We start from the raw sequence: 24,925 nt of genomic DNA on the forward strand, positions 1-24,925 counted from the left end.
AGTTGTCGCAGGGGGGGATGGTCAGCGGGAGTGGTAGTTGGGCGCCTCGACCGTCATCTGGATGTCGTGCGGGTGGCTCTCCTTGAGCCCCGCCGCCGTGATCCGGATGAGCTGCCCGCGGCGGTGCAGCTCGGGGATGCTCTCCGCGCCGACGTACCCCATCGCCGCGCGCAGCCCACCGGTGAGCTGGTGGGCGACCGCGGACAGCGGGCCCCGGTAGGGCACCTGGCCCTCCACGCCCTCGGGGACCAGCTTGTCCTCGGCGAGCACGTCCTGCTGGAAGTAGCGGTCCTTGGAGTAGGACTTGCCCTGGCCCCGGGACTGCATCGCGCCGAGCGAGCCCATGCCCCGGTAGGCCTTGTACTGCTTGCCGTTGATGAAGATCAGCTCGCCGGGGCTCTCCTCGCAGCCGGCCAGCAGGCTGCCGAGCATCACCGTGTCGGCGCCCGCGACGAGCGCCTTGGCGATGTCGCCAGAGTATTGGATGCCGCCGTCGCCGATGACCGGGACGCCGGCCGGCCGCGCGGCCCGCGCGGCCTCCATGATCGCGGTGATCTGCGGTACGCCCACCCCGGCGACGATCCGGGTGGTGCAGATCGCGCCCGGCCCGACGCCGACCTTCACGCCGTCGGCGCCCGCCTCGACCAGCGCCCGGGCGCCGGCGTAGGTGGCGACGTTGCCGCCGACGATGTCGATGGTGACGTCCTTCTTGAGCTGGGCGACCATCTCCAGCACCGCCCGCTGGTGGCCGTGCGCGGTGTCCACGATCAGCACGTCGACGCCCGCGTCCACCAGCGCCCGCGCCCGCTTGTAGGCGTCGTCGCCCACCCCGACGGCGGCGGCGACCCGCAGCCGGCCGGCGTCGTCCTTGGTGGCGTTCGGGTACTGCTCGCTCTTGGTGAAGTCCTTGACCGTGATCAGGCCGCGCAGCCGGCCCGAGTCGTCGACGATCGGCAGCTTCTCGACCTTGTGCTGGCGCAGCAGGTCGAGCGCGTCCTCCTTGCGCACCCCGACCGGGGCGGTGACCAGCGGGGTACGGGTCATGATCTGGTGGACCGGGGTGGCCGGGTCGGAGACGAACCGCATGTCGCGGTTGGTGACGATGCCGACGAGCTGGCCCTCGCCGTCCACGACGGGCACGCCGGAGATGCGGTAGCGCCCGCAGAGGGCGTCGACGTCGCGCAGGGTGTCGTCGGGGCTGGCGGTCACCGGGTTGGTGATCATGCCGGACTCGGAGCGCTTCACCAGGTCGACCTGGAGCGCCTGGTCCTCCAGGGAGAGGTTGCGGTGCAGCACGCCGATGCCGCCCTGGCGGGCCATGGCGATCGCCATCCGGGCTTCGGTCACCGTGTCCATCGCGCTGGAGAGCAGCGGGATGCTCAGGCTGATGTTGCGGGTCAGCTTCGTCACCGTGTTGACCCGGCTGGGCACGACGTCCGACTCGCCCGGCTGGAGCAGCACGTCGTCGAAGGTCAATCCGAGCGGAACCACCCGGGCGGAGCCGGCGGGCAGCTCCGGCAGGTGGCCGCCCAGCTCGCCGCTGTCGGCGCCGGCCGGTAGATCGGTGCTGGGCGAAAATTCCACGATTGCTCCCCTGAGCTGCTCGGACGGGCTTCAGCGAGGTGGCGCGGGCGGGCACCGGCACACGCCGGGTGACGGGCGCGTCGTCCCATCGTACCCACCGGCACGGGCCGTCCCCGGGCGGTGGCAGCCCAGGTCACCGGTGGCGGGGGCGGACGCGGCCCTGGCGTTGGGTCTACGGTGAGGGGGTGCACGACGAGCCCATCGACCCCTTCAACGGCGACCCGGCTGATCCGGCCGCCGGCCTGCACGATCCGGGCGACGACGCCCCGCTCGACCCGCTGACCGACGTCGAGCGTCAGGACGTGCTGGAGGATCTCGCCGACCTGGAGATCTACCAGGCGCTGCTGGCGCCGATCGGGGTGCGCGGGCTGGTCATCGAGTGCGAGGACTGCCGGGAGCCGCACTACTTCGACTGGGACCTGCTGCGGGGAAACCTGCGCCACCTGCTCAGCTCGGGGCGCCCCCGGGTGCACGAGCCGGCCTACGACCCCGACCCGGACCACTACGTCACCTGGGACTACGCCCGCGGCTACGCCGACGGGGTGCACGACACGCTGACCGAGGGCACCGACGAGGAGCCCGATCGCTGAGCGGAGAACATCACCCAAGGTCATCATGCGGTAGCTTTCCGTGATCCACTTCACGGTTTCCATATCTCCGTTGATCGATGCCTGGCGGAATGTTGAGGTGGTTGGGCCGAGTTGAGAAGCGTCTGCGGGGGCACTCGGAGTCCTCTCCGTGTGGCTGCCCGCGGACGCGCCGACCCCCGATCGGAGAGTTCCTGCATCAGCCACTCACGCATCGTCCGAAGAGGCAGTTGATCCTCCCCGTCGTGGCGGCAGCCGCCATGATCGCCGGCGCGCTGCTCGTTCCCGCCCCGCCACGGCGGCGCCGGAACAGGAGCGGGTCGAGCGGGCCGACGTCACCGTCAGGACGCAGGCCGACCGGAGAACCCCTCAGGCGCTCCGTGCGTTCTGGACCCCCGAACGCCTCGAGAGAGCGGCCAGGAATCCCGCCGACACCCCCGTGGTCCGCCCCGGCGCCGCGCCGAAGCCCGGAGCGGAAGCCCCCCGGGCGAAGGCGGAGACGGCTCCGACGGCCACGGCCCACGCGGTGCCACGGACAACTGGGCGCCCCGGCCCTCGTCCTCGTCCTCGATCTCGCCCCTCGCGGTGAGCGTCTCCCAGCGCGTCTCCAACTCCTACGTCCAGCCGCAGTCGGCGGTGGGCCGCATCTTCTTCTCCAACCAGGCCGAGACGGAGTTTTCCTCCTGTAGCGGGACCTCCATCACCTCCACCACGAGGAACGCCGTGTGGACGGCGGCCCACTGCCTTCACCAGGGGTCAGGCGGTGACGCGGGATGGTTCGCCAACCACGTCTTCATCCCGGCGTACTCGAACGGGTCCGACCCGTTCGGCTGGTACTTCGGACTCAGCATCATCGCGTCCAACGACTGGATCAACGGCGCCGACCTAAGGACTCCGACATGGGAGCCATGATCGTCGTTCCGGAGGACGGGCTGGACCTCCAGGGCCGGGTCGGAGGCTGGGGCTACACGTTCGGTGGAGGGACCGCGTTCACCAACGCCCGCTCGTATGGCTACCCGGTGATCGGCTACAACAGGCCCGACTCCGACTTCGCAGACGGCGAATACATGATGTTCTGCGAGGGGAACATCGTCGACGCCGCGAACCTCAACCCCCTTGACGACCGGCTGAGGATGAACTGCGACATGGGCGGTGGGTCGAGCGGCGGGCCCATGGCGGCCGGCATCGGGACGAGCGGCGGCCCCCGGATCGTCGGCGTCAACAGCCATCGCAACGTCAACAGCAACGGGAACTACATCGACAACTACATGTTCTCTGCCAACCACGGCAGCACGGCGGTCTCCATCATCAACGCCGTCAACAGCTGACCACGACGACATGTGGGGACCTGCCCGATCCCTCGGGCAGGTCCCCACGGCGCGGTCGGACGCAGGACCGTCGGCCTAGTCCTTCGTGATCCCCGGCATCGGGTTCGACAGCTCGGCGTCCTCGAGGCGTTCCGGCGTCCAGACCTCGCGGACGTCCTGCGGAGAATCGTCCACCTCGTGGACGCTGACCCCTCCCCCGGCATCCGGGAGGGCTCCGGAGATGGCGATGCCGGCAACCAGCAGCCCTGCGGCAGCAAGCGATGCTCCGACAATCTTCTTCGTCAACGAGACCTTTCCGCGTCCGCTGTCATTCAAGAAGCTGCGACCAGCCATTCGCAATCCGCTTCTGCAAGAGGTAGAGCGCCTCCTCGGCAATTCTCGACGACCCATCGTACCCTGGTGACCATTCGATAAGGGGCGCCACGGCTCGGCGTACGGATGATGACCTTGAATATCTCGTCGCCTCGGCACGCCCCGCACGCCCCGGCACCCTCCGGCCTGCGGGTCCGGTCCACGGACGACTCGCCGCAGCGCCGCGGAGTGCGACTCAGGCCACCAGGCCGGCGCGGAAGCCGGCCGCCACCGCGTGCGCGCGGTCCCGCGCGCCGAGCTTGCGGAACAGCCGCCGGGCGTGGGTCTTCACGGTGTCCTCCGAGACGAACAGCTCCCGGCCGATCTCGGCGTTGCTCTTGCCCTCCGCCATGCCCAGCAGCACCTGGAGTTCGCGTTCGGTGAGCCCGACCTGGGACCGGCCGCCGCGCGGGCCGGGCCCGGAACGCCGCCCGGGGGGCGTGGCCTCGGCCGGCTCGTCGGCGGGCTCGGCCGGGTCGTCGCCGCGCTGCGCCGGCACCACCGTCGGGGTGCCACCCGGACCGTCGGGGCCCGTCGTCTGCCAGCCGGACCCCGGTTCGGCCGGCGACCGGCCGGCCGGGCCGGTACGGGCGGGACCGCCGACCGCAGCGGTGTCCCGGGCCGGGTCGGTGGCCGGGCGTCGGGCCGCCCGGCCGGGCGAGGAGAGCAGCAGCAGGGCCTTGGCCACCGCGCTGGTCAGGTCCTGGTCGACGCCCTGGATGAGGCCCCGGGCACCCGCGCTGATGGTGGCCGCGGCGGCCTCCGGCTCCTCCGTGCCGAGCAGCAGCACGGAGGCCTGCGGCGCGCGGGCGAGCACCCGCCGGACGAAGCCCGCGCTGTCCGGCCGGGTGAGGGCCGTGTCCGCGAGCACCACGTCGGCCGGGCGCTCGGCCAGCCGCAACATCACCTCGGGATCGGAGACAGCCGTCCGCACCACGGCGGACAGCCCGAGCCGTGCCGCCGCGGACGCCAGATGCTGCGCCGCGAGCGGTGTCCGAACGCACACGAGAACCGTACGCACAGTGGTCTCCTCTCCGTCCAAGAGCAGACCATGACCGGGTCGGGTCGCGAGGGGGTTCGGGCAATCCTCCGAACTTTTCCGACAAGTGGGGCATATGCCGCTAGTTGCCGGAAGTTTTCGATCACAGGTGTGTGAGCCGGCGACAGCTCGGGTACGGAGGTCCCAGGCCGGAAACGGCGCGCCTGCGCGGACCGTCGCCCGGACGCCGATTCACCAGGATCTGCGCGGTGCCGCGCGGGAGGAGGGGTGCTGATGTCGAACGTACGCAGACTGCCCGGACCCATCGTCGACCTCTGGGACTGGCAGCGGCTCGGTGCCTGCCGGGGCCGGGACAGCGCGCAGTTCTTCCACCCGGACGGCGAGCGTGGCTCGTCCCGCCTGCGCCGGGAGTCCGGCGCGAAGGCCGTCTGCCGCGCCTGCCCCGTGCGGGCCGAGTGCGCCGCCCACGCCCTCGCCGTGCGCGAGCCGTACGGCGTCTGGGGCGGCTTCAGCGAGTCGGAGCGGCTGCGGCTGCTCGCCGTCGGCTGGGAGGACCTGGCCGACCGCCGCCAGAGCCGGGTCGACGTGGCCCGACTGGAGGCCCGCCTCGGCCAGCCGCACCGGTCGACCGTCCCCGCCCAGCGCAAGATCGCCTGAACCGGCCGCCTTCTCGAAGCCCACCCCGACGCCGCGTCCCCACCCTGGGGGCGCGGCGTCGCGGCGTTCCCGCCCCGGTCCACGGGGCACCGGCCGGCCGCCGGTCACGCCCCTGGCCCGCCGAAAGGCGTCGGGGCGCACCGTCACACGGACGGTGCGCCCCGACTGGGCGTACGGCGAGGGTCAGAAGCCCGGGCCGTGCTGGTGGCCGTGGCCGTGGCTGTGGCCGTGCCCACCGGCGGCGGCCGGCTCGGCCTTCTCCGGCTTCTCCACCACGAGGCTCTCCGTGGTGAGCAGCAGGCCGGCGATCGACGCCGCGTTGGTGACCGCGTTGCGGGTCACCTTCACCGGGTCGACGATGCCGGACTTCGCCAGGTCGACGTACTCGCCGGTGGCGGCGTCGAGGCCGTGGCCCCACTCCTTGCCGGCGACCTTCTGCACCACGACGTAGCCGTCGTGGCCGGCGTTCTGGGCGATCCAGCGCAGCGGCTCGACCAGCGACTTGCGCACGATCGAGACGCCGACCTTCTCGTCCCCGGTGAAGCCGAGGTCGTCGTCGAGCGCCGGCAGGATCTGCACCAGGGCGGCGCCGCCGCCGGGGACGGTGCCCTCCTCGACCGCGGCCTTGGTCGCGGCGATCGCGTCCTCGATGCGGTGCTTGCGCTCCTTCATCTCGACCTCGGTCGCGGCGCCGACCTTGATGACCGCGATGCCGCCGGACAGCTTGGCCAGCCGCTCGGCGAGCTTCTCCCGGTCCCAGTCGGAGTCCGAGGCCTCGATCTCCTTGCGGATCTGCGCGACCCGGTCGGCGACCTCGCTCGACTTGCCGCCGCCGTCGACGACCGTGGTGTTCTCCTTGTCGACCACCACGCGCCGGGCGGTGCCGAGCACCTCCAGGCCCACCTGGTCGAGCTTGTAGCCCAGCTCGGGCGCGACCAGCTCGGCGCCGGTGAGGATCGCCATGTCCTGGAGCATCGCCTTGCGCCGGTCACCGAAGCCGGGGGCCTTGACCGCGCAGACCTTGAGGGTCTTGCGGATCGAGTTGACCACCAGCGTCGACAGCGCCTGGCCGTCGACGTCCTCGGCGATGATCAGCAGCGGCTTGCTGTTCTGGAGGACCTTCTCCAGCAGCGGCAGCAGCTCCTCGATCGCCGAGATCTTCTGGGTCGTGATCAGGATGTACGGGTCCTCCAGGACCGACTCCTGCGACTCCATGTCGGTGACGAAGTTGGGCGAGATGAAGCCCTTGTCGAACTGGAGACCCTCGGTCACGTCCAGCTCGGTGTGCAGGGCGGAGCCCTCCTCGACGGTGATGACACCGTCGCGGCCGACCTTCTCCATCGCCTCGGCGATCAGCTCGCCGATCGTGGCGTCCTGCGCGGAGATCGTCGCGACGTGCGCGATCGACTTCTTGTCGGCGACCTCGACGGCGCGGCCGAGCAGCGCCTCGGAGACCTTGGCGGCCGCCGCGTCGATGCCCCGCTTGAGGCCGGCCGGGTTGGCGCCGGCCGTGACGTTGCGCAGGCCCTCGCGGACCATCGCCTGGGCCAGCACGGTGGCGGTGGTGGTCCCGTCGCCGGCGACGTCGTTGGTCTTGGTCGCCACCTCCTTGACCAGCTGCGCACCGAGGTTCTCGTAGGGGTTGGTGAGCTCGATCTCCTTGGCGATGGTCACGCCGTCGTTGGTGATCGTGGGCACACCGAACTTCTTGTCCAGGACGACGTTGCGCCCGCGCGGGCCGAGGGTGACCTTGACCGCGTCCGCGAGGGCGTTGACACCGTGCTCGAGCAGGTGCCGGGCGTCGTCCGAGAAGCTCAGGATCTTCGCCATGAATGTCCCTTCGAAGCGACGTCGCCCCGGCCCGGCGAGCCGGACCGGGGCGACGACACTGATCGGTTGCTTACTTCTCGATGACCGCGAGGACGTCGCGGGCGGAGAGCACCAGGTACTCCTCGCCGGCGTACTTGACCTCGGTGCCGCCGTACTTCGAGTAGATGACGGTGTCGCCGACGGAGACGTCAACCGGGATCCGGTTGCCCTTGTCGTCGATCCGGCCCGGGCCGACAGCGAGGACGGTGCCCTCCTGCGGCTTCTCCTTGGCGGTGTCGGGGATCACGATGCCCGACGCCGTGGTGGTCTCAGCCTCGTTCGCCTGGACCAGGATCCGGTCCTCGAGCGGCTTGATCGCAACCTTGGTCGCGGTAGTCACGGGCATACCCTCCTGGGGTACTGGTTTCGTTACCGGTCGGCGAGCCGACCGGCGTCAATCTGCCACATGCCACCGGGCGGGGCCGTCGTCGCGGGTGCCGGTCCGCCTGGCGTTCAGCGCCCGGGCCACGAGGCCCGGAAGCTGGCACCCTCGGGGTGAGAGTGCTAATCGCAGGTTATTCCTCGGCTAGCACTCCGTCAAGGAGAGTGCCAACCCGCCGGCCGGCGCGTCGGGTCCGCCGACCACAATGACCGGGTGGATCTCGACCAGTTCGCCGCCCTGCGTACGCCCGAGGGGTCGGCCGCGCTCGCCGCCGCCGCGCGGGTGGCCGGCGGCGATCCGCTGACCGCGGCGGCCGCGCTCCGCTCCGCCGGGCTGCCGGCCGACCTGGCGTCGGCCGCCCTCACCCAGGCCGAGCTGCGCCGCCGGGCGGTCGGCAAGTTCGGGCCGGCGGCGGCGGGGATGTTCCTCACCCGGGCCGGGCTGGAGCAGGCGACGCGGGGCGTCGTCGCGGCACGGCGGGCCGAGCGGCTGCGGGCCGCCGGGGTGCGCGTCCTCGCCGACCTCGGCTGCGGCCTCGGCGCGGACGCGCTCGCCGCCGCCCGCGCCGGCATCCGGGTGTACGGCGTGGAGGCCGACCCGCTGACCGCCGCGATGGCCGCCGCGAACGCCGAGGCGGCCGGGCTGGCCGAGCTGTTCACGGTGGAGTGCGGCGACGCCACGGCGTTCGACGTGGACCGGGTCGACGGGGTGTTCTGCGACCCGGCGCGCCGGAAGGCGGGCACCGGGCGGCGGATCTTCGACCCGAACGCCTACTCGCCGCCCTGGGACTTCGTCGTCGGGCTGGCCGAGCGGGTGCCGCACACCGTCGTGAAGGTGGCGCCCGGCATCGACCACGCGCTGATCCCGGCGGGCGCCGAGGCGGAGTGGGTGAGCGTCGACGGCGACCTGGTCGAGGCGGCCCTGTGGTGCGGCGAGCTGGCGCAGGTCCCCCGCCGCGCCACCCTGCTGCGCGGTAAGGAAGGGCCCCCTGTCGACGCTTCCGGCAGCGGAAGGGTCCCCTGCCATCAGGTGACGGGCTCCGGAGACGCCGAGGCACCGGTCGGCCCGGCGCGCCGCTTCCTGTACGACCCCGACCCGGCGGTGGTCCGCGCGCACCTGGTCGCGGAGCTGGCCGAGACGCTGGGCGCGACGCTGGCGGACCCGAGCATCGCCTACCTCTACGCGGACGCGCCGACGCCGACGCCGTTCGCCCGCTGCCTGGAGGTCACCGACGTGCTGCCGTTCTCGCTCAAGCGGCTGCGGGCGCTGCTGCGGGAGCGCCGGGTCGGGCGGGTGGAGATCCTCAAGCGCGGGTCCGCCCTGGAGCCGGAGAAGCTCCGCCGGGACCTGCGGCTGACCGGGGACGAGGCGGCCAGCCTGGCGCTGACCCGGGTCGCCGGGGCGCCGACGGTGCTGGTCTGCCGGCCGGTCGGGTAGCGCGCGGGGGCGGCCGGCGGCGGGCCCGTACCCGGGCCGGCGGCGGCCGGCCTTTTTCGACTCGCGGGTCGTACGGGGTCGGGTTAGCTTGACCGTCATGGCGGGACAGGGCACTCCGGCGACCGCGCTGCTGACGAAGCGGAAGATCGCCCACAGCACCCATCCGTACGACGTCTCCCCGGACGCGCCCCACTACGGCGCGCTGGTTGCGGCGGCCCTGGGGGTGCCGCCGGAGCGGGTCTTCAAGTCGCTGGTCGCCGAGGTCGACGGCGCGCTGACGGTGGCGGTCGTGCCGGTCACCGGCGAGCTGGACCTCAAGGCGCTCGCCGCGGCGGTCGGCGGTAAGCGGGCCGCCATGGCCGACCGGGCGGTCGCCGAGCGGGCCACCGGCTACGTGCGCGGCGGGATCAGCCCGCTCGGCCAGCGTCGGCGGCTGCCCACGGTGCTCGACTCGTCGGCGCTCGACCATCCCACCGTCTACGTCTCGGCGGGTCGGCGCGGGCTCCAGCTCCAGCTCGCCCCGCAGGACCTCGTCGCCCTCACCGGGGCGGTCACGGCCCCGCTGTCGGCCCGCTGAGCTGCGCCGCTCCCGGCGGCGACGGGAGAGCGCTCCCCGGTGGACGACGGCCGGGTGTCAGGGACGTTGCTGAATTGTTACTGCCGACAACAAACTCGCCACCTCGGCGCTCTTGTGCCCACGGCGCGAACCGGAATACGTTGCCGGACACAACAAACCAACATCATCCCCCACCCCCGAAAGGACCCTGCTGATGCGCAAGGGCTTCCTCACCTTCGCCGCCGTGGGCCTGCTGGCCGCCGGCGGCCTGACCGCCTGCGGCGACGACTCCGGTTCCGATGCCGGCGGCTCCACCGAGAAGAAGCCGAAGATCGGCGTGATCCTGCCGGACAGCAAGTCCTCCGCCCGCTGGGAGGGCGCGGACCGCAAGTTCCTGGAGGAGGCGTTCAAGGCCGCCGGCGTCGACTACGACATCCAGAACGCCCAGGGCGACAAGACGGCGTTCCAGACCATCGCCGACCAGATGATCACCAACGGCGTCACCGCCCTGATGATCGTCAACCTGGACTCGGGCACCGGCAAGGCCGTGCTCGACAAGGCGAAGTCCCAGGGCGTGGCGACCATCGACTACGACCGGCTCACGCTGGGCGGCTCGGCCACCTACTACGTCAGCTTCGACAACGAGGTCGTCGGCAAGCTCCAGGGCGAGGGCCTGAGCAAGTGCCTGACCGACAAGGGCGCCAAGAACCCGGTGGTGGCGTACCTCAACGGCTCGCCGACCGACAACAACGCCACCCTGTTCAAGAACGGGTACGACTCGGTGCTCAAGCCGAAGTTCGACTCGAAGGAGTACACCAAGGGCCCGGACCAGAACGTGCCGGAGTGGGACAACGCCCAGGCGGCCACCATCTTCGAGCAGATGCTCACCCAGCAGCGCGGCAAGATCGATGGCGTGCTCGCCGCGAACGACGGCCTCGGCAACGCGGCCATCTCGGTGTTGAAGAAGAACAAGCTCAACGGCAAGGTCCCGGTGACCGGCCAGGACGCCACCCCGCAGGGCCTGCAGAACATCCTCTCCGGCGACCAGTGCATGACCGTCTACAAGGCGATCAAGGAGGAGGCGAAGGCCGCCTCGGACCTGGCCATCGCGGTCGCCAAGGGTGAGAAGAAGGAGACCGGCCAGACGGTCAAGGACCCGGAGGGCGGCCGGGACGTCCCGTCGGTCCTGCTGACCCCGAAGCTGATCTTCAAGGAGAACGTCAAGGACGTCATCGCCGACGGCTTCGTCACCAAGGACGAGGTCTGCGCCGGGGCGTACGCCAAGCTCTGCGCCGACGCCGGCATCAGCTGACCCGTACCCGATCCACGCGCACGCCGCCCGGCACGGACCTGTGCCGGGCGGCGGTTCGCGCCGGACGGGATCCGAGACCTCCCCTCCACCTGAAGGAGACCCCCCGTGTCCGCAACCCCCCTGCTGGAACTACACGGGATCGACAAGAGCTTCGGTCCCGTCCAGGTCCTGCGTGACGTCGCCTTCTCCGCCCACGCGGGCGAGGTGACCGCGCTGGTCGGCGACAACGGCGCCGGCAAGTCGACCCTCGTCAAGTGCATCAGCGGCATCTACCCCACCGACGCCGGCGAGTTCCGCTTCGACGGCCGGCCGGTGACCATCAACAGCCCCCGTGACGCCGCCGCCCTCGGCATCGAGGTCGTCTACCAGGACCTCGCGCTCTGCGACAACCTCGACATCGTGCAGAACATGTTCCTCGGCCGGGAGAAGCGCAACGGCATCGTGCTCGACGAGCCGACGATGGAGCAGATGGCCGCCGACACCCTCGCCGGGCTGAGCGTACGGACCGTGAAGTCGCTGCGGCAGCACGTCTCCAGCCTCTCCGGCGGCCAGCGCCAGACCGTGGCGATCGCCAAGGCCGTGCTCTGGAACAGCAGGCTCGTCATCCTCGACGAGCCGACCGCCGCGCTCGGCGTCGCGCAGACCGCCCAGGTGCTCGAACTGGTCCGCCGGCTCGCCGACAACGGCCTCGCCGTGGTGCTCATCTCGCACAACATGAACGACGTCTTCGCCGTCTCCGACCGGATCGCCGCGCTCTACCTCGGCCAGATGGTCGCCCAGGTGAAGACCACCGACATCACCCACTCGCAGGTGGTCGAGCTGATCACCGCCGGCCGCTCCGGCGGGCTCGGGCTCGCCACCGAGCCGGCCAACGGCGGCAACGGGCACGGCGCGGAGCCGGCCGGCAGCAACCCAGGAGGCGTCCGATGACCACCACCGTCGTGCACAAGGACGGCCCGGCGGCCGTCACACCGCCGGCCACCCTCGGCAGCCACGTCCGCAACTACCTCGGCCGGGTCCGCGGCGGCGACATCGGGGCGCTGCCCGCCGTGCTCGGCCTGGTCGTGCTCTGCACGGTCTTCTCGATCATGCAGCCGACGTTCCTCAGCGCCGGCAACTTCGCCAACCTGTTCACCCAGGGCGCGGCGGTCACGCTGATCGCGATGGGGCTGGTCTTCGTCCTGCTGCTCGGTGAGATCGACCTCTCCGCCGGCTTCGCCAGCGGCGTCTGCGCCGCCGTCCTCGCCAACGTGGTCACCGTGCTCGGCTACCCGTGGTACGTGGCCGTGCTCGCCGCGATCGTCACCGGCGTGGCGATCGGCACCATCCTCGGCTTCCTGGTCGCGAAGATCGGCATCCCGTCCTTCGTGGTGACCCTCGCCGGGTTCCTCGCCTTCCAGGGCATCGTGCTGATGCTCATGGAGGAGGGCGCCAACATCTCCGTCCGCGACGAGGTGCTGGTGGCCATCGCCAACCGCAACCTCCCGCCCGTCCTGGGCTGGCTGCTGGCCGCGGTGGCGGTCGCCGGCTACGCGGCCGTGCAGCTGCTGCGGCACCGTACGCGGGTCGCCCGGGGCCTGGTCACCGACCCGATCGCGGTGGTCTTCGCCCGCATCGGCGGGCTGGCGCTCGTCCTCGGCGTCGCGGTCTTCATCCTCAACCTGGAGCGCAGCCGCAACGTCGTGATCAGCTCGCTCAAGGGCGTGCCGATCGTGGTGCCGATCATCGCGATCCTGCTGGTCTTCTGGACCTTCGTGCTCCAGCGCACCAGCTACGGCCGGCACGTCTACGCGGTGGGCGGCAACAAGGAGGCGGCGCGCCGCGCCGGCATCAACGTGGACCGCATCCGCATCTCGGTCTTCGTCATCTGCTCCTCGATGGCGGCCGTCGGCGGCATCGTCGCCGCCAGCCGGGCCAACTCGGTGGACCCCAACACAGGCGGCAGTGATGTACTGCTCTACGCGGTCGGCGCGGCCGTCATCGGAGGCACCAGCCTCTTCGGCGGCAAGGGCCGGGTGCTCGACGCCGTCCTCGGTGGCGCGGTCGTCGCGGTCATCGACAACGGGATGGGCCTGATGGGATACAGCTCGGGGGTGAAGTACGTGGTCACCGGCGTGGTGCTGCTGCTCGCCGCCAGCGTGGACGCGTTCTCCCGCCGGCGTTCCACCGCCACCGGCAACCGCTGACCGCGCGGCACCGGAAGTGACGACGGCGATGCGCGCAGGACCGAGCCAGGACGAGATCCGCCGGCAGAACCTGGGCGCGTTGCTGCGGTACGTGCACGTGCACGGAGCCACCACCCGTGCCGAGCTCACCACCACGCTGGGGCTCAACCGCAGCACCATCGGCGCGCTGACCGCCGACCTGGCCGGCGCCGGGCTGGTCAGCGAGGGGACGCCGAAGGAGACCGGCCGGGCCGGGCGACCGTCGCTGGTCGTCCGGCCCGAGTCGGACCGGGTGCACGCGTACGCGTACAGCATCGAGGTGGACCGGCTGCGCGCCGCGCGGATCGGTCTCGGCGGCGCGGTGCTCGACCGCCGGGAGCTGGACCGCCCCCGGGGCCTGACCGCCGCGGAGGCCGCCCCGCTGCTGGCCGGGGCGGTCAAGGAGATGCAGCAGAGCGCGCCGGCGGACGCCGTCTGCGTCGGCGCGGGCGTCGCGGTCTGCGGCATGGTCCGCCGCGACGACGGGCTGGTCAGGCTGGGCCCGACCACCGGATGGGTGGACGAGCCGATCGGCGCGGCGCTCGGCGCCGAGCTGGGCTGCGACGTGCCGGTCACGGTCGGCAACGTGGCCGACGTGGCGGCCTTCGCCGAGCACGCCCGGGGCGCGGCGGCGGGCTGCGACAACGTCATCTACCTGTACGGGGACGTGGGCGTCGGCGCCGGCATCATCGCCGGTGGGCGCCGGCTGACCGGACACGGCGGCTACGGCGGCGAGGTCGGCCACATGGTGGTCGTCCGCGACGGCGCGCCCTGCGAGTGCGGCTCCCGGGGCTGCTGGGAGACCGAGATCGGCGAGCACGCGCTGCTGCGCGCGGCCGGTCACTCCGACGCGCGGGGCCGCGACGCGCTGCTGGCCGTCTTCGACGCCGCCGACCGGGGCGACCTGCGGGCGCAGACGGCGGTACGCCAGGCCGGCGACTGGCTCGGCTTCGGGGTGGCCAACCTGGTGAACATCTTCAACCCGGAGATGGTCATCTTCGGCGGCGGCATGCGGGACCTCTACCTCGCGGCGGCGGCCCAGGTCCGCAGTCGGCTCAACTCGATGGCCCTGCCCGCCTGCCTGGAGCACGTCCGGCTGCGCACCCCGAAGCTCGGGGACGACGCGGCGCTGATCGGCGCCGCCGAACTGGCCTTCGAACGCCTGCTGGCGGACCCCCTCGACGTCGGCTGACCGGCCCCGCCCTTTGCCGTGCCGTGCCGCGGTCGTGCCGCGCCGCGGTCGTGCCGTGCCGTGCCGGGCCGACGAATGGTGGAGAGGTGCCGGAGCGGGTGGGTCCGGTGAACCGATCGGTCGGTCCGTCCGTACCAGTGCGCGGACGGGCGAAGGCGGAGGCGTCGCCCGGCCCGGACTCGTTTCGGACCGGACCGAGGAGACACCACGGACATGACACCGCTCAGATCCGCCCGTCGCCGACAGGGACACCGCAGTAGTCGCCTGGCCGCGCTGCTCGTCACGGTCGCCGCCGGGCTCGGGGTGCTGCCCGGCGTGGCCGTCGCCGCGCCGGGCGGTCAACAGCTCAACGCGGCCGACGCCGCCCTGCTCAACGGGGTACGCCTGGCCGGGCTCTGGGAGATGCCGGCCGGGCAGCTGGCCGCCGACAAGGGGCAGAGCGCGAAGGTACGCGAGATCGGCGCCGGCATCGCCACCGAGCACGAGGAACTGGACCGGCTCACGGTCGAGGCGGCCAACAAGCTCGGGGCGAGCATCCCGAGCGACCCGACGGCCGAACAGAAGGGCTGGCTGACGGAGATGCAGAACGCCTCCGGCGCCCGCTTCGACCAGATCTTCGTCACCCGGCTCCGGGTCGCCCACGGCAAGATCTTCCCGGTCATCGGGGCGGTCCGCGCCAGTACCCGCGACCCGGTGATCCGCAAGCTCGCCGACGACGCCAACCGGTTCGTCCTGCACCACATGCAGATGCTGGAGAGCACCGGGCTGGTGCGCTGGCCGGAACTGCCGCCGGCCGCCCTGCCCGCCCCCGGCGACGACGGCCTGCTCGCCGCCGCCTCCGCCAACTCGGGCCCGCCGATCGGGGTCAGCAGCACGGTGGTCTGGCTGGTCTTCCTCGCCGCGCTCGGTACGGGAGGCGTCGCCACGTACCGCATCCTGCGCCGCACCTGACCGCGGCGGTCCTCCCGGCGGCCACGGACCGGAAGGCCGCCGAACCGCAGGGGCGCCTGGCGCCCTGGCGGTGCGGCGGTGTGGCGTGCGGCGGTGTGGCGGCCTGGCAGCTCAGCGGTGTGGCGGCTGGGCGGTGTGGCTGCCTGGTTGTTCGCGGTCCTGCTTTACGTCCTCCTGTTCGCAGCCCGGCCGCCGACGTCACTTTCGGTAATCGCCAGGGGTGTCACGCCGTCGCCACCGGGCACTCGCCTCGCCTCCTTTGCTCTGCAGCCATCCACGCACCAGCTACGGACGGTGGCTGGTGCATCCGCGGCTGCAGAGCAAAGGGCGCGTGAGCACAATCGGCCGGCTCGATGATCGCGAAAAGAAAGTGCTGGTCAGCGGGGGTAAGCGCTGAAACGAGGCCGCTCGCGCTTGGAAGCCAGGCACAGTCGACTACCGTGCGTGATATTTACGGCCCCTCGCGAGCGCCATCACGTTGAGTCATCAGCGACAGGGTCCGCACAGCGGTCGGCCGCGTGCCGGCATGCCGGTGCGGCCCGCAGGCCGGCAGGCTCGCACACCCGCACGCCCCGGCACGCCCGCGCGACCCGCAGGCCCCGGCACGCCCGCACGCCGGCACGTCCGCCCGGCCCGCCCGCACGCCCTGGTGCGACGGCCGGGCACGGCTACTCGTTGACCTCCGGGCCCAGCAGGCGGATCTCCTCGATGTCGAGGACGGCCTGCAGCTCCCGTAGGACGATGTCGTCGATCTCGTTCGTGTCCCGCAGCCTGGTGATCTCGCGCCGCTTGTGTTCGAGCACGGCCAGCCGCAGCCGCCGGTCGAGGTCCCGGGCCTGCTCCGCCGCCCGGCTCTCGTCGTCGGTGGCGCGGACGTCGTCGAGGTGCTGCTCGTAGTCCGCCCGGATCCGGTCGACCGCGTCCGGCGCCGCGCCGAGCTGGTCCGCGACCTCGGGCAGCACCGCCAGCGCTGCCTCGGTGGCCCGCACCCGGGCCAGCCGCAGCTCGCCGACCCGCCGGGTGTCGCCGACCAGGCCCGCCCACCCGACGACGGCGGGCAGCGTGGTGCCCTGGATCAGCATCGTCAGCAGGATGACCACGGCGGTGGCGAAGATGATCAGGTCACGCTCGTGCACACGTGTGCCGGTGGGCGTGGTCACCGGCACCGCGAGGGCGGCCGCGAGGGAGACCGCGCCCCGGAACCCCGCCCACCCGGCCGCCGTCCGCACCCGCCAGTCGACCCGCTCGTCCTGCTCCGCCGCCTGGCGGTCGACGACCAGGAAGGCGAAGGCCGCCAGGTGGATCCACACCATCCGGGTCAGCACGACCACGACGGTCACCACCACCGCGATGACCAGCGCCCGCATCACCGACAGGCTGGTCACCCCGCGCAGGGCGCGCGGGATCTGCATTCCCAGAAGCACGAAGAGCCCGCCGTTGATCAGGAACGTGGCGAGGTCCCAGAAGCCGTACGCCAGCACCCGGGAGCGGGCCCGGATGACGCGGGGAGCGGCGTACGCCAGCACGAGGCCCGCGACCACCACCGCCAGGACGCCACTGGCGTGCACGAGCTCGGCGAGGAGGAACGCGACGAACGGCGTGAGGACGCTCAGCGCGCCCTCGCGCAGTGGATCGTCGAGCCGACGCCGGAGCAGGATCACCGCCCAGCCGACCAGCAGGCCGGCGACTACGCCACCGGTCGACGCGAGGACGAACCGCTCGGTCAGCCCGAGCAGCCCCGGCTCGGTGCCGCCCACGATCAGGCCCAGCCCGACGGAGAAGAGCACCAGCGCAGTGCCGTCGTTGATCAGGCTCTCCGCGTGCAGGGTGGTCAGGATCCGGCGCGGCATCCGCTTGGCGAGGCCGGCCACCGCCGCCGCGTCGGTCGGCGCGAGCACCGCGCCGAGCACCCAGGCGGCGGCCGGGTCGACGCCGAACCGCTGCACGACGAGCGACACCGCGACCATCGTCGCGACCACCAGCCCCACCGCGAGCAGCGCGATCGCGAGCAGGTTCGTGCGGATCTCGCGCAGGCTGGTGGTGATGCTCTCCTTGTAGAGGATCGCCGGCAGGAACAGCAGCAGCACCACGTCGGGCTCCAGCACCACGTGGGACAGCGGCGGCAGGAGCGCGAGCAGCGCGCCCATCGCGATGAGCAGGACCGGGGGCGCCACGCTGTACCGTCCGCCGAGGGTCGTGCCGACCAGCACCGTGACGCCCAGCACCACGATCAGTTCGAGACCGCCCACGCCGCACCCCCGTCACCGGCCGCCGGCACGGTGACGGGTACGCGCCGGTCGCCTGCCGCTCCACCATCGTGGTACGGCGGTCCGGCGCGGCACCCTCGAACAGGGAAACAGGCCCCCGCCCGCCGGCATCGACGGCCACGGACACGGCACGCGGCGCGTCAGGAGCCGGTGCCGTGCCAGGAACGCCAGAGGGCCGCGTAGGAGCCGTCGGCTGCGACCAGTTCGTCGTGCGAGCCGATCTCGGCGATCCGGCCGTCCTCGACCACCGCCACCCGGTCGGCGTCGTGCGCCGAGAAGAGGCGGTGCGCGATGGCCACGACCGTACGGCCCTGGAGGACGGCCGCGAGGGACCGCTCCAGGTGCCGGGCGGCGCGGGGGTCGATCAGCGAGGTGGCCTCGTCCAGCACCAGGGTGTGCGGGTCGGCCAGCACCAGCCTCGCCAGCGCCAGCTGCTGCGCCTGCGCGGGCGACAGCGGGTGCCCGCCGGCACCGACCACGGTGTCCAGCCCGTCCGGCAGCCCGTCGGCCCACTCCAACGCGTCGACGGCGGCCAGCGCCGACCGCACGGCCGCCTCGTCGGCGCCCGGTCGCACCATCGCCACGTTCTCCCGCAGCGTGCCGATGAATACGTGGTGTTCCTGCGTGACCAGGGCGACGTGCGTACGCAGCTCGGACAGGGGCAGCTCGTCGAGCCGCCGGCCGGCCACCGTGACCGAGCCGGTACGGGGCGCGTGCACCCCGGCGAGCAGCCGGCCGAGCGTGGACTTGCCGGCGCCGGAGGGGCCCACCATGGCCAGCTTCTCCCCCGGTTCCGGCAGCAGGGTCACGCCGTGCAGCACGTCCCGGCCCTCCCGGTACGCGTACCGGACGTCCCGGGCGGCGAGCCGCCGCTCCCCCGGTGGCGGAGGATCGGGCGGGCCCGCAGGACCCGCGGCGGGCCGGGTCGGGGAGCCGGCCGGCGGGTCGGCGTCGGCCACCCCGAGTAGGCGCGCCATGGAGGCACCGCCGACCTGCAACTCGTCCAGCCAGGAGAGCAGCCGGTCGACCGGATCGATCAACGCCTGCACGTAGAGCGTGGCGGCGGTGACCTCGCCGAGGCTCACCCAGCCCTTCAGGTGGAACCAGCCGCCGATGATCAACGTGGCCACCACCGGCAGCACGTAGCCGATCTCGGCGATCGGGAAGAACACCGTGCGCAGCCGCAGGGTGTAGCGCTCGGCCGCGTACGACCGGCGGATGTCGGCGTCGGTGCGGGCCCGGCGGCGCGCCTGCTGCCGCAGCGCCTCCGTGGTCCGCGAACCCTCGACGGTCTCGCTGATGCCGTCGGTGATGTCGGAGTAGGCGGCGTTCTCCCGCAGGTAGCCGGCGGGGGCGCGGCGCAGGTACCAGCGGGTGCCGGCCCACAGCAGCGGCACCGCGAGCAGGCAGGGCAGCGCGAAGAGCGGGTCGACGAGGAGCAGCGCGCCGACGATGAAGCAGCCGGTGACGATCGCGATCAGCGTCTCCGGCACCGCGAACCGGACCGTCCGCGACAGCGCCGAGACGTCCCGGGACGTCCGGGTGAGCAGGTCGCCCGTGCCGGCCCGCTCCACGGTGGCCAGCGGCAGCGCCAGGATCCGGTCGACGAACTCCTCGCGCAGCTCGGCCAGCACCCGCTCGCCGAGCCGGGCCGACGCCAGGTGGGCGAAGCGGACCAGCACCGACTGCACCAGCACGAACCCGGCGATCAGCAGGGCGATCCGGTCCACGGTGACGCCGGAGGTGCCCCGGGAGATCCCCTCGACCAGGTCGCCGAGCAGCCACGGCGCGACCAGGCCGGCCGCGGCGGCCAGCGCGTGCAGGCCGAGCGCGGCCCCGAGCGCTCTCGGATGCCGACGGGCCAGCGTGCGGGCGTAGCGGCGCACCTGGCGCCCGTCGGCGACCGGCAGTGCGGTGGCCATCAGTCCTCCCCCCGGCTGACCGTCGCCCGGTAGCGCGGCTCGCCGTCGAGCAGTGCGGTGTGCGTCCCCTCGGCCACCACCTTGCCGTCCTCCACGAAGATCACGTGGTCGGCGCGGTGCAGCACGAGCGGGCTGGTGGTGCAGACCAGGGTGGTCCGGCCCGCCCGGGCGGCGCCGAGCCGGTCCGCGATGCGGGCCTCGGTGTGCGCGTCGACGGCGCTGGTCGGCTCGACCAGCAGCAGGGTCTCCGGGTCGGCGACCAGCGCCCGGGCCAGCCGCAGCCGCTGCTGCTGGCCGCCGGAGAACTCCCGGCCGCGCTCGGCGACCGCGCTGTCCAGCCCCGCCGGCAGGGCCTCGACGATGTCGGTCGCGCTCGCCGCCGCCAGCGCCGCCTCGACCGTCGCGTCGTCGGCCCGGTCGTGCGGGTCCAGCTCCGCGCGGAGCGGGCCGGTGAACAGGTGCGCGTCGTTGTCGGCCACCAGGATCCGCTCCCGCACCGTCGCCAGCGCCAGCGCCCGCAGCGGTACGCCGTGCAGCGTCGCGTCCGAGTCGACGTACCGGCCGAGGCGGTCCACGACCGCCGCCGCGTCCTCGGGGGCGGTGGCGGCGAGCGCGGTGAACCGGCCCGGCCGTACCGTCACGACGGAAGCCACGTCGACCAGCTCGCCGGGGCCGTCCGGCAGGGCGGCCGGGCGGGCGGGGTCGAGCAGTTCCGGGGTGAGCCGCAACAGCCGCACCACCCGCCGGGCGGCGACGTGCCCCCGGGTCAGCTTGTCCACCGCCTCGGTGAGCTGCCGCAGCGGGCTGACCAGGAACGCCGTGTAGCCGTAGAACGCCACCAGCTCACCGGCGCTGATCTCGCCGCGCAGCGCGAACCGGGCGCCCAGCCAGGTGACCAGCACGAGGAACGCCCCCGGGAGCAGCACCTGGGCCGCCTCCAGCAGCGACTCGATGCGGGCCACCCGCAGGCCGTCGGCGCGCAGCGCCTGTGACCGCGACCGGTAGCGGGCGGAGAGCACCGGCTCGCCGCCGACGCCGCGCAGCACCCGCAGCCCGGAGACGATGTCGCCGGCCCGGGCGGTCAGCGCCCCCTCCGAGTCCCGGTACGCCTGCTGCTGCCGGTGCAGCGGTCGGATGAGCAGCCCGACGACCGCCATCAGCAGCGGCACCCCGAGCACCACGACCAGCCCGAGCGGCACGGAGGCGCCGAGCAGGAGCACCCCGACGGTCACGATCGCCACGATCGCGCCGGCGCCCCGGGCGGTGATGTCGATGGCCGAGCCGATCTGGCTGATGTCGGCCGTACCGATGCTCACCACCTCGCCTGCGGAGACCCGGCGGGGCAGCGCGGCGCCGAGCCGGTTCGCCGCGCCCACGGTCAACTGCACCGTCCGGTACGCCCCGGCGAGGAAGTTGTGCACCGCGCAGTAGTGCCGCAGGATCCCCGCGGCGGCCTGGAACACGCCCAACCCGAGCAGCACCAGCCCCCAGGTGAGCAGCGCCTCCTCGTCGCGGCGGGTGAGCCCGTCGACGGCCCGGCCGACGGCCGCCGGCACCAGCGCCTGGGCGACCATCCAGACGACGCCCAGCAGGATGCCGACGGAGAGCAGCGCCTTGTGCCGCCCGGCCAGCCACACGAGGTAGCGGGTCGCCGAGCGGATGTCGGGTACGCCGGGGTCACCGGCCGGTGAGAAGCGCATGGCCCACCGACGCTAGGTGGCGGGCCGGTCACCCCGCCAACCAATTACCGCCTCGGCGTGCCGCGGCTCACGTGTCCTCCGTCGTCGACCGGCCGGCCCGGCCTCAGCGGTCGACCTGCGTGAAGTCCCAGGAGTGCGGCGGACGGGCCAGCAGCGTCGCCGGGGGCTCCGGCAGCGGACGCGGGTTGCTGCGCCACTTGGAGATCACCACCACCCGGTGGTCGGTGGAGGAGAACACCTCGCTGGACAGGTGCATCGGGTCGTGCTCGAACTCCGGCAGCGCGGTGTCGCACACCCAGGTGATCAGGTCCGCGGCGCCGTACGGCTCCGCCCGCGCCTCCCACATCCGCACGATCACGTCAGCCATCCTCGGGGTTCAGACGCTGACTGTCGTCAGCGGCATGGCGGAGTCGGCGGGCAGGTCCAGCCGGCTCGGCGCGACACCCGAGGCGACCAGGTGCGAGCCGAGGGCGGCGACCATCGCGCCGTTGTCCGTGCAGAGCCCCGGTCGGGGCACCCGGACCCGGATGCCGTACGCGGCGGCGCGGTCCTCGGCCATCGCCCGCAGCCGGGAGTTGGCCGCCACGCCCCCGCCGATCACCAGCGTCTCGACGCCGGTGGTCCGGCAGGCGTCCAGCGCCTTGCGTACCAGCACGTCGCAGACCGCCTCCTGGAAGGACGCGGCCACGTCGGCGACGGGCACCGGCTCGCCGGCGCGCTGCCGTGCCTCGACCCACCGGGCCACCGCCGTCTTGAGTCCGGAGAAGGAGAAGTCGTAGCGGTGGGCGGCGAGGTCCTTGGGGGCGGTCAGGCCGCGCGGGAAGCCGATGGCGGCCGGGTCGCCGGCCCGGGCCTCCCGGTCGATGTACGGGCCGCCGGGGAACGGCAGCCCGAGCAGCCGGGCCACCTTGTCGAACGCCTCGCCGGCCGCGTCGTCGATGGTGGCGCCGAGCGGGGTGACACCCCGGGCCAGGTCGTCGACGAGCAGCAGGGAGGAGTGCCCGCCGGAGACCAGCAGGGCGATCGCCGGCTCGGGCAGCGGGCCGTGTTCCAGGGTGTCCACGGCGACGTGCGCGGCCAGGTGGTTGACGCCGTAGACCGGCTTCTCGGCGGCGAGCGCGTAGCCCTTCGCGGCGGCCACCCCCACCAGCAGCGCGCCGGCCAACCCCGGGCCGGAGGTGACCGCGATCGCGTCGATGTCGGCGATGGTCACCCCCGCCTCCTTCAACGCCCGGTCCATGGTCGGCACGATGGCCTCCAGGTGGGCCCGGCTGGCCACCTCGGGCACCACGCCACCGAAGCGGGCGTGCTGCTCGACGCTGGAGGCGAGCGCGTCGGCCAGCAGGGTGTGCCCGCGTACGATGCCGACCCCGGTCTCGTCGCAGGAGGTCTCGATGCCGAGGATCAGGGGTTCGTCAGTCATCGCTCACATCCTGCGTGCGCTGCATGACCAGCGCGTCGGTGTTGCTCGGTTGGTAGTAGCCGCGCCGTACGCCGATCGGCTCGAAGCCGTAGGTCGCGTAGAGCTTCTGGGCGGGGGCGTTGTCGGCCGCGACCTCCAGCAGGACGCTGCGGAGGCCGAGCCGGGCGGCCTCGGCGAGCAGCGCCTCCAGCAGGAGCCGCCCGACGCCGCGCCGCTGGGCGTCCCGGCGCACCGCGACGTTCTGCACCCACGCCTCGTCGGGCGGGGCCACGGCGAGCCCGGCGTAGCCGAGCAGGTCGCCGTCGTCGCCGGTGGCGACCAGGTAGAAGTGGCCGTTGGCCAGTTCGTTCCAGAACATCGCCGCCGACCACTGCTCGGCACCGAACAGGTCCGCCTCGATCGGCAGCACCTCGTCGACGTGCCACCACCGGAACCGCCCCAGCCGAACACTCATGGGAGTACCGGCTTGCGGGCGGTCGCCGCCACGGCGTCCGGACGGCGCAGGTAGAGCGGGGTGAGTGCCTTCGAGGGGGCGCCGGCCCGGATGCGCGCGGCGGCCAGGGTCGCCAGCACGCCCGCGTCCGGGTAGCGGGGCTCGTCGCGCACGGGCAGGCCGAGCGCGTCCGCGTACCGGTGCGCGCCGTCGCCGACCGCGGCCGTGACGGCCAGGCCGCGGGCGCGCTCGGCGGCGACCGCCGGCACGGACACCTCCGGGCCGACGATCCGCTGGCCCGCGCCGTCGTAGACCGCCCAGTAGATCTCCCGGCGGCGCGCGTCGCTCGCCGCCAGCACCGGCTCGCCGGCGGCCGCCGGGTGACCGATGGCGTCCAGCGAGCAGACACCGTACGTCGGGACGCCCAGCACCTGGCCGATGGTGGCGGCGGTGACCAGCCCCACCCGCAGCCCGGTGAACGGGCCGGGGCCGAGGCCGGCGACGATCGCCCCCAGGTCGGCCGGGCGGGCGCCGGCCTCGGTGAGCACGGCGTCGACCTGCGGCGCGAGCAGTTCACCGTGGGCGCGGGCGTCGACCGTGCAGCGGTGCGCGCGGGTCGCGACACCGTCCGCCGCGACCTCCACCAGCGCCGCGGTCACCGCGGGGGTCGAGCTGTCCACCACCAGTACGAGCACGGTGAGCCAGCCTAGTCGCCCCCGTGGTCACCCCCGGTCACGCCCCGGCCGGGTGGAACGAGCGGCGAGGCCGGTGGCGCGGGCGGCCGGGCCAGGGATCGGCGGACGGGACGGGCGGCCGGGGTCAGCTCGGGGTGCGGAACTTGCGCAGGAAGGCCGGCAGCAGCCAGGGGCGCCGCCCGCTGACGCGCACCTTGCCGGTGAGCACCGCCCGGGCGCGGCTGACCCGGCCGAACATCATCAGGTTGAGCGTGCCGGGATCGTGGTCGATCCGGGCGTCGACCGGTGCTCCGGGGTCGGCGAACGTCATCCGCCCCCGGTGCAGCCGGAGCCGGACCGGGGCCGCGTACGCCGAGCGGAACTCGACCACGACGGGGCGTTCGCTCGGCGGCGCGCCGCCGTCGATGAGCCGCCCGTAGCCGTGCCGGACCACGCCGGCCACGAACAGCTCCATGAACAGCGCGGCGTCCCGGCCGGGGAGCGACCACGGCCGCCCGGCGACGCGGGCGACGTCGTGACCGTGGATGAGCAGCTCGTTGACCAGGTGCGCGCAGAGGCCGGCGAGGGGCACCCGGGCCCCGCCGAGCCAGGGCACCGTCTCGTCGGGTCGCTGCTCCTCGCAGACGGCCAGGAGCCGCCCGACGTCGGCCCGCAACCGGTCGGCCAGGACCTGCGGCTCGCGCTCGGTGAGGTGCCGCAGCAGCACGTCGTTGAAGTCCGCCACCGTGTCGACGGTGACGTCCGGGAGCTGCCGGTGCAGACCCGGCACCGGCAGGGGCGGATGGTCCGGGTCCACGAGGCACGCGTAGTACCACGCCAGGGAGCCCACGTGGGCCAGCGTGTCGGCCGTCGACCAGTGGGCGGTGGCCATGGCCCCGGGTGGGGTGGCGCGGACCAGGTCGAGGAAGCGGCCGGTCTGCTCCGCCAGCGCCGTCCGCGCCACCCGCCACCGCTGTTCGCTGACCGTCGCCGCCATCGCCGCCTCCCGGCTCGCGTCGCTGCCCGGCGAGGTCGGCACCGCCACGGAGTACGCGCCGACCGACCGCTCGCAGCACAGGCTACAACGGACGGTCAC

General features: G+C 73.2%; 24 protein-coding genes. 11 read left to right on the forward strand and 13 right to left on the reverse strand.

Annotated elements, in window-relative coordinates; genetic code table 11:
* Positions 1 to 21: 21 nt before the first annotated feature.
* Positions 22 to 1,584, reverse strand: a complete 1,563-nt coding sequence (gene guaB / locus ACN27A_RS17370; protein ID WP_311410773.1) for an IMP dehydrogenase — start codon at positions 1,582 to 1,584, stop codon at positions 22 to 24.
* A 185-nt stretch (positions 1,585 to 1,769) separates the two neighbouring features.
* On the opposite strand from guaB, the gene ACN27A_RS17375 reads away from it, so the two are divergent.
* The 3 genes from ACN27A_RS17375 to ACN27A_RS17385 all read left to right on the forward strand — a co-directional run bounded on the left by ACN27A_RS17375 (position 1,770) and on the right by ACN27A_RS17385 (position 3,499).
* On the forward strand, positions 1,770 to 2,174 hold the full coding sequence (locus ACN27A_RS17375) for a DUF5319 domain-containing protein (RefSeq protein WP_421454690.1): 405 nt from the start codon (positions 1,770 to 1,772) through the stop codon (positions 2,172 to 2,174).
* Positions 2,175 to 2,756: 582 nt separating this feature from the next.
* Positions 2,757 to 3,083, forward strand: coding sequence for a hypothetical protein (locus ACN27A_RS17380; protein ID WP_421454692.1), 327 nt, complete (start codon positions 2,757 to 2,759; stop codon positions 3,081 to 3,083).
* Positions 3,071 to 3,499, forward strand: coding sequence for a hypothetical protein (locus ACN27A_RS17385; protein WP_421454694.1), 429 nt, complete (start codon positions 3,071 to 3,073; stop codon positions 3,497 to 3,499). The genes ACN27A_RS17380 and ACN27A_RS17385 overlap by 13 nt, the downstream gene beginning before the upstream one ends.
* Before the next feature lie 75 nt (positions 3,500 to 3,574).
* Here the strand turns inward: ACN27A_RS17385 and ACN27A_RS17390 are convergent, their stop codons facing one another.
* Together ACN27A_RS17390 and ACN27A_RS17395 are read right to left on the reverse strand one after the other, a co-directional pair.
* A complete protein-coding gene (locus ACN27A_RS17390; RefSeq protein ID WP_421454697.1) occupies positions 3,575 to 3,832 on the reverse strand; it encodes a hypothetical protein in 258 nt (85 codons plus the stop codon).
* A gap of 214 nt (positions 3,833 to 4,046) precedes the next feature.
* Positions 4,047 to 4,871 (reverse strand): LuxR C-terminal-related transcriptional regulator, encoded by an 825-nt coding sequence (locus tag ACN27A_RS17395; protein WP_421454698.1) that lies wholly within the window; start codon positions 4,869 to 4,871, stop codon positions 4,047 to 4,049.
* 252 nt (positions 4,872 to 5,123) lie between these two features.
* Here ACN27A_RS17395 and ACN27A_RS17400 point away from each other — a divergent pair, with 252 nt between their 5' ends.
* The gene (locus tag ACN27A_RS17400) at positions 5,124 to 5,507 is read left to right on the forward strand and encodes a WhiB family transcriptional regulator (protein ID WP_089003203.1); all 384 of its coding nucleotides are present in this window, start codon (positions 5,124 to 5,126) and stop codon (positions 5,505 to 5,507) included.
* A gap of 183 nt (positions 5,508 to 5,690) precedes the next feature.
* Here ACN27A_RS17400 and groL read toward each other — a convergent pair whose 3' ends face one another.
* Together groL and groES are read right to left on the reverse strand one after the other, a co-directional pair.
* Positions 5,691 to 7,337: a chaperonin GroEL gene (gene groL / locus ACN27A_RS17405; protein WP_421454702.1), complete on the reverse strand. Its 1,647-nt coding sequence runs from the start codon at positions 7,335 to 7,337 to the stop codon at positions 5,691 to 5,693.
* A 70-nt stretch (positions 7,338 to 7,407) separates the two neighbouring features.
* Complete coding sequence (groES, locus tag ACN27A_RS17410; RefSeq protein ID WP_121399825.1) at positions 7,408 to 7,722, reverse strand: co-chaperone GroES; 315 nt, start codon at positions 7,720 to 7,722, stop codon at positions 7,408 to 7,410.
* Positions 7,723 to 7,971: 249 nt separating this feature from the next.
* Here groES and ACN27A_RS17415 point away from each other — a divergent pair, with 249 nt between their 5' ends.
* The 7 genes from ACN27A_RS17415 to ACN27A_RS17445 all read left to right on the forward strand — a co-directional run bounded on the left by ACN27A_RS17415 (position 7,972) and on the right by ACN27A_RS17445 (position 15,410).
* On the forward strand, positions 7,972 to 9,195 hold the full coding sequence (locus tag ACN27A_RS17415; RefSeq protein WP_421454706.1) for a THUMP-like domain-containing protein: 1,224 nt from the start codon (positions 7,972 to 7,974) through the stop codon (positions 9,193 to 9,195).
* 97 nt (positions 9,196 to 9,292) lie between these two features.
* Positions 9,293 to 9,772, forward strand: coding sequence for a Cys-tRNA(Pro) deacylase (ybaK, locus tag ACN27A_RS17420; RefSeq protein WP_357580248.1), 480 nt, complete (start codon positions 9,293 to 9,295; stop codon positions 9,770 to 9,772).
* A gap of 193 nt (positions 9,773 to 9,965) precedes the next feature.
* Positions 9,966 to 11,063, forward strand: coding sequence for a sugar ABC transporter substrate-binding protein (locus ACN27A_RS17425; RefSeq protein ID WP_421454710.1), 1,098 nt, complete (start codon positions 9,966 to 9,968; stop codon positions 11,061 to 11,063).
* A gap of 105 nt (positions 11,064 to 11,168) precedes the next feature.
* Complete coding sequence (locus ACN27A_RS17430) at positions 11,169 to 11,993, forward strand: ATP-binding cassette domain-containing protein (RefSeq protein ID WP_421454712.1); 825 nt, start codon at positions 11,169 to 11,171, stop codon at positions 11,991 to 11,993.
* A complete protein-coding gene (locus ACN27A_RS17435; RefSeq protein WP_421454714.1) occupies positions 11,990 to 13,249 on the forward strand; it encodes a sugar ABC transporter permease in 1,260 nt (419 codons plus the stop codon). Before ACN27A_RS17430 ends, ACN27A_RS17435 begins: the two co-directional genes overlap by 4 nt.
* 28 nt (positions 13,250 to 13,277) lie before the next feature.
* Positions 13,278 to 14,459: an ROK family protein gene (locus tag ACN27A_RS17440; RefSeq protein WP_393166407.1), complete on the forward strand. Its 1,182-nt coding sequence runs from the start codon at positions 13,278 to 13,280 to the stop codon at positions 14,457 to 14,459.
* A 213-nt stretch (positions 14,460 to 14,672) separates the two neighbouring features.
* Positions 14,673 to 15,410 (forward strand): DUF4142 domain-containing protein, encoded by a 738-nt coding sequence (locus ACN27A_RS17445; RefSeq protein WP_421454717.1) that lies wholly within the window; start codon positions 14,673 to 14,675, stop codon positions 15,408 to 15,410.
* Between the two features lie 668 nt (positions 15,411 to 16,078).
* Here the strand turns inward: ACN27A_RS17445 and ACN27A_RS17450 are convergent.
* The 8 genes from ACN27A_RS17450 to ACN27A_RS17485 all read right to left on the reverse strand — a co-directional run bounded on the left by ACN27A_RS17450 (position 16,079) and on the right by ACN27A_RS17485 (position 24,925).
* Entirely contained in the window at positions 16,079 to 17,659 is a 1,581-nt protein-coding gene (locus ACN27A_RS17450) for a Na+/H+ antiporter (RefSeq protein WP_421454720.1), read from the reverse strand.
* Between the two features lie 158 nt (positions 17,660 to 17,817).
* Positions 17,818 to 19,599, reverse strand: coding sequence for an ABC transporter ATP-binding protein (locus ACN27A_RS17455; RefSeq protein ID WP_421454723.1), 1,782 nt, complete (start codon positions 19,597 to 19,599; stop codon positions 17,818 to 17,820).
* Entirely contained in the window at positions 19,599 to 21,299 is a 1,701-nt protein-coding gene (locus tag ACN27A_RS17460; protein WP_421454725.1) for an ABC transporter ATP-binding protein, read from the reverse strand. The genes ACN27A_RS17455 and ACN27A_RS17460 overlap by 1 nt, the downstream gene beginning before the upstream one ends.
* A 103-nt stretch (positions 21,300 to 21,402) precedes the next feature.
* Positions 21,403 to 21,657, reverse strand: a complete 255-nt coding sequence (locus ACN27A_RS17465) for a hypothetical protein (protein WP_091627865.1) — start codon at positions 21,655 to 21,657, stop codon at positions 21,403 to 21,405.
* Positions 21,658 to 21,675: 18 nt separating this feature from the next.
* Entirely contained in the window at positions 21,676 to 22,722 is a 1,047-nt protein-coding gene (gene tsaD, locus ACN27A_RS17470) for a tRNA (adenosine(37)-N6)-threonylcarbamoyltransferase complex transferase subunit TsaD (protein ID WP_421454727.1), read from the reverse strand.
* Positions 22,715 to 23,176, reverse strand: coding sequence for a ribosomal protein S18-alanine N-acetyltransferase (gene rimI, locus ACN27A_RS17475; protein WP_421454729.1), 462 nt, complete (start codon positions 23,174 to 23,176; stop codon positions 22,715 to 22,717). The genes tsaD and rimI overlap by 8 nt, the downstream gene beginning before the upstream one ends.
* The gene (gene tsaB / locus ACN27A_RS17480) at positions 23,173 to 23,850 is read right to left on the reverse strand and encodes a tRNA (adenosine(37)-N6)-threonylcarbamoyltransferase complex dimerization subunit type 1 TsaB (RefSeq protein WP_421454731.1); all 678 of its coding nucleotides are present in this window, start codon (positions 23,848 to 23,850) and stop codon (positions 23,173 to 23,175) included. Before tsaB ends, rimI begins: the two co-directional genes overlap by 4 nt.
* Positions 23,851 to 23,974: 124 nt before the next feature.
* Entirely contained in the window at positions 23,975 to 24,925 is a 951-nt protein-coding gene (locus ACN27A_RS17485; RefSeq protein ID WP_421454734.1) for a maleylpyruvate isomerase N-terminal domain-containing protein, read from the reverse strand.

Source organism: Micromonospora sp. WMMD737, assembly GCF_049179055.1.
Classification (GTDB): domain Bacteria; phylum Actinomycetota; class Actinomycetes; order Mycobacteriales; family Micromonosporaceae; genus Micromonospora; species Micromonospora reichwaldensis.

Excerpts from the sequence above, each read along its gene's own strand:
- tsaD (WP_421454727.1), bottom strand. The coding sequence starts at position 22,722 with ATGACTGACGAACCCCTGATCCTCGGCATCGAGACCTCCTGCGACGAG.
- groL (WP_421454702.1), bottom strand. The coding sequence starts at position 7,337 with ATGGCGAAGATCCTGAGCTTCTCGGACGACGCCCGGCACCTGCTCGAG.
- ybaK (WP_357580248.1), top strand. The coding sequence starts at position 9,293 with ATGGCGGGACAGGGCACTCCGGCGACCGCGCTGCTGACGAAGCGGAAG.
- groES (WP_121399825.1), bottom strand. The coding sequence starts at position 7,722 with ATGCCCGTGACTACCGCGACCAAGGTTGCGATCAAGCCGCTCGAGGAC.
- ACN27A_RS17425 (WP_421454710.1), top strand. The coding sequence starts at position 9,966 with ATGCGCAAGGGCTTCCTCACCTTCGCCGCCGTGGGCCTGCTGGCCGCC.
- rimI (WP_421454729.1), bottom strand. The coding sequence starts at position 23,176 with ATGAGTGTTCGGCTGGGGCGGTTCCGGTGGTGGCACGTCGACGAGGTG.
- ACN27A_RS17400 (WP_089003203.1), top strand. The coding sequence starts at position 5,124 with ATGTCGAACGTACGCAGACTGCCCGGACCCATCGTCGACCTCTGGGAC.
- ACN27A_RS17460 (WP_421454725.1), bottom strand. The coding sequence starts at position 21,299 with ATGCGCTTCTCACCGGCCGGTGACCCCGGCGTACCCGACATCCGCTCG.
- ACN27A_RS17440 (WP_393166407.1), top strand. The coding sequence starts at position 13,278 with ATGCGCGCAGGACCGAGCCAGGACGAGATCCGCCGGCAGAACCTGGGC.
- ACN27A_RS17390 (WP_421454697.1), bottom strand. The coding sequence starts at position 3,832 with ATGGCTGGTCGCAGCTTCTTGAATGACAGCGGACGCGGAAAGGTCTCG.
- ACN27A_RS17445 (WP_421454717.1), top strand. The coding sequence starts at position 14,673 with ATGACACCGCTCAGATCCGCCCGTCGCCGACAGGGACACCGCAGTAGT.
- ACN27A_RS17435 (WP_421454714.1), top strand. The coding sequence starts at position 11,990 with ATGACCACCACCGTCGTGCACAAGGACGGCCCGGCGGCCGTCACACCG.
- ACN27A_RS17385 (WP_421454694.1), top strand. The coding sequence starts at position 3,071 with ATGGGAGCCATGATCGTCGTTCCGGAGGACGGGCTGGACCTCCAGGGC.
- ACN27A_RS17455 (WP_421454723.1), bottom strand. The coding sequence starts at position 19,599 with ATGGCCACCGCACTGCCGGTCGCCGACGGGCGCCAGGTGCGCCGCTAC.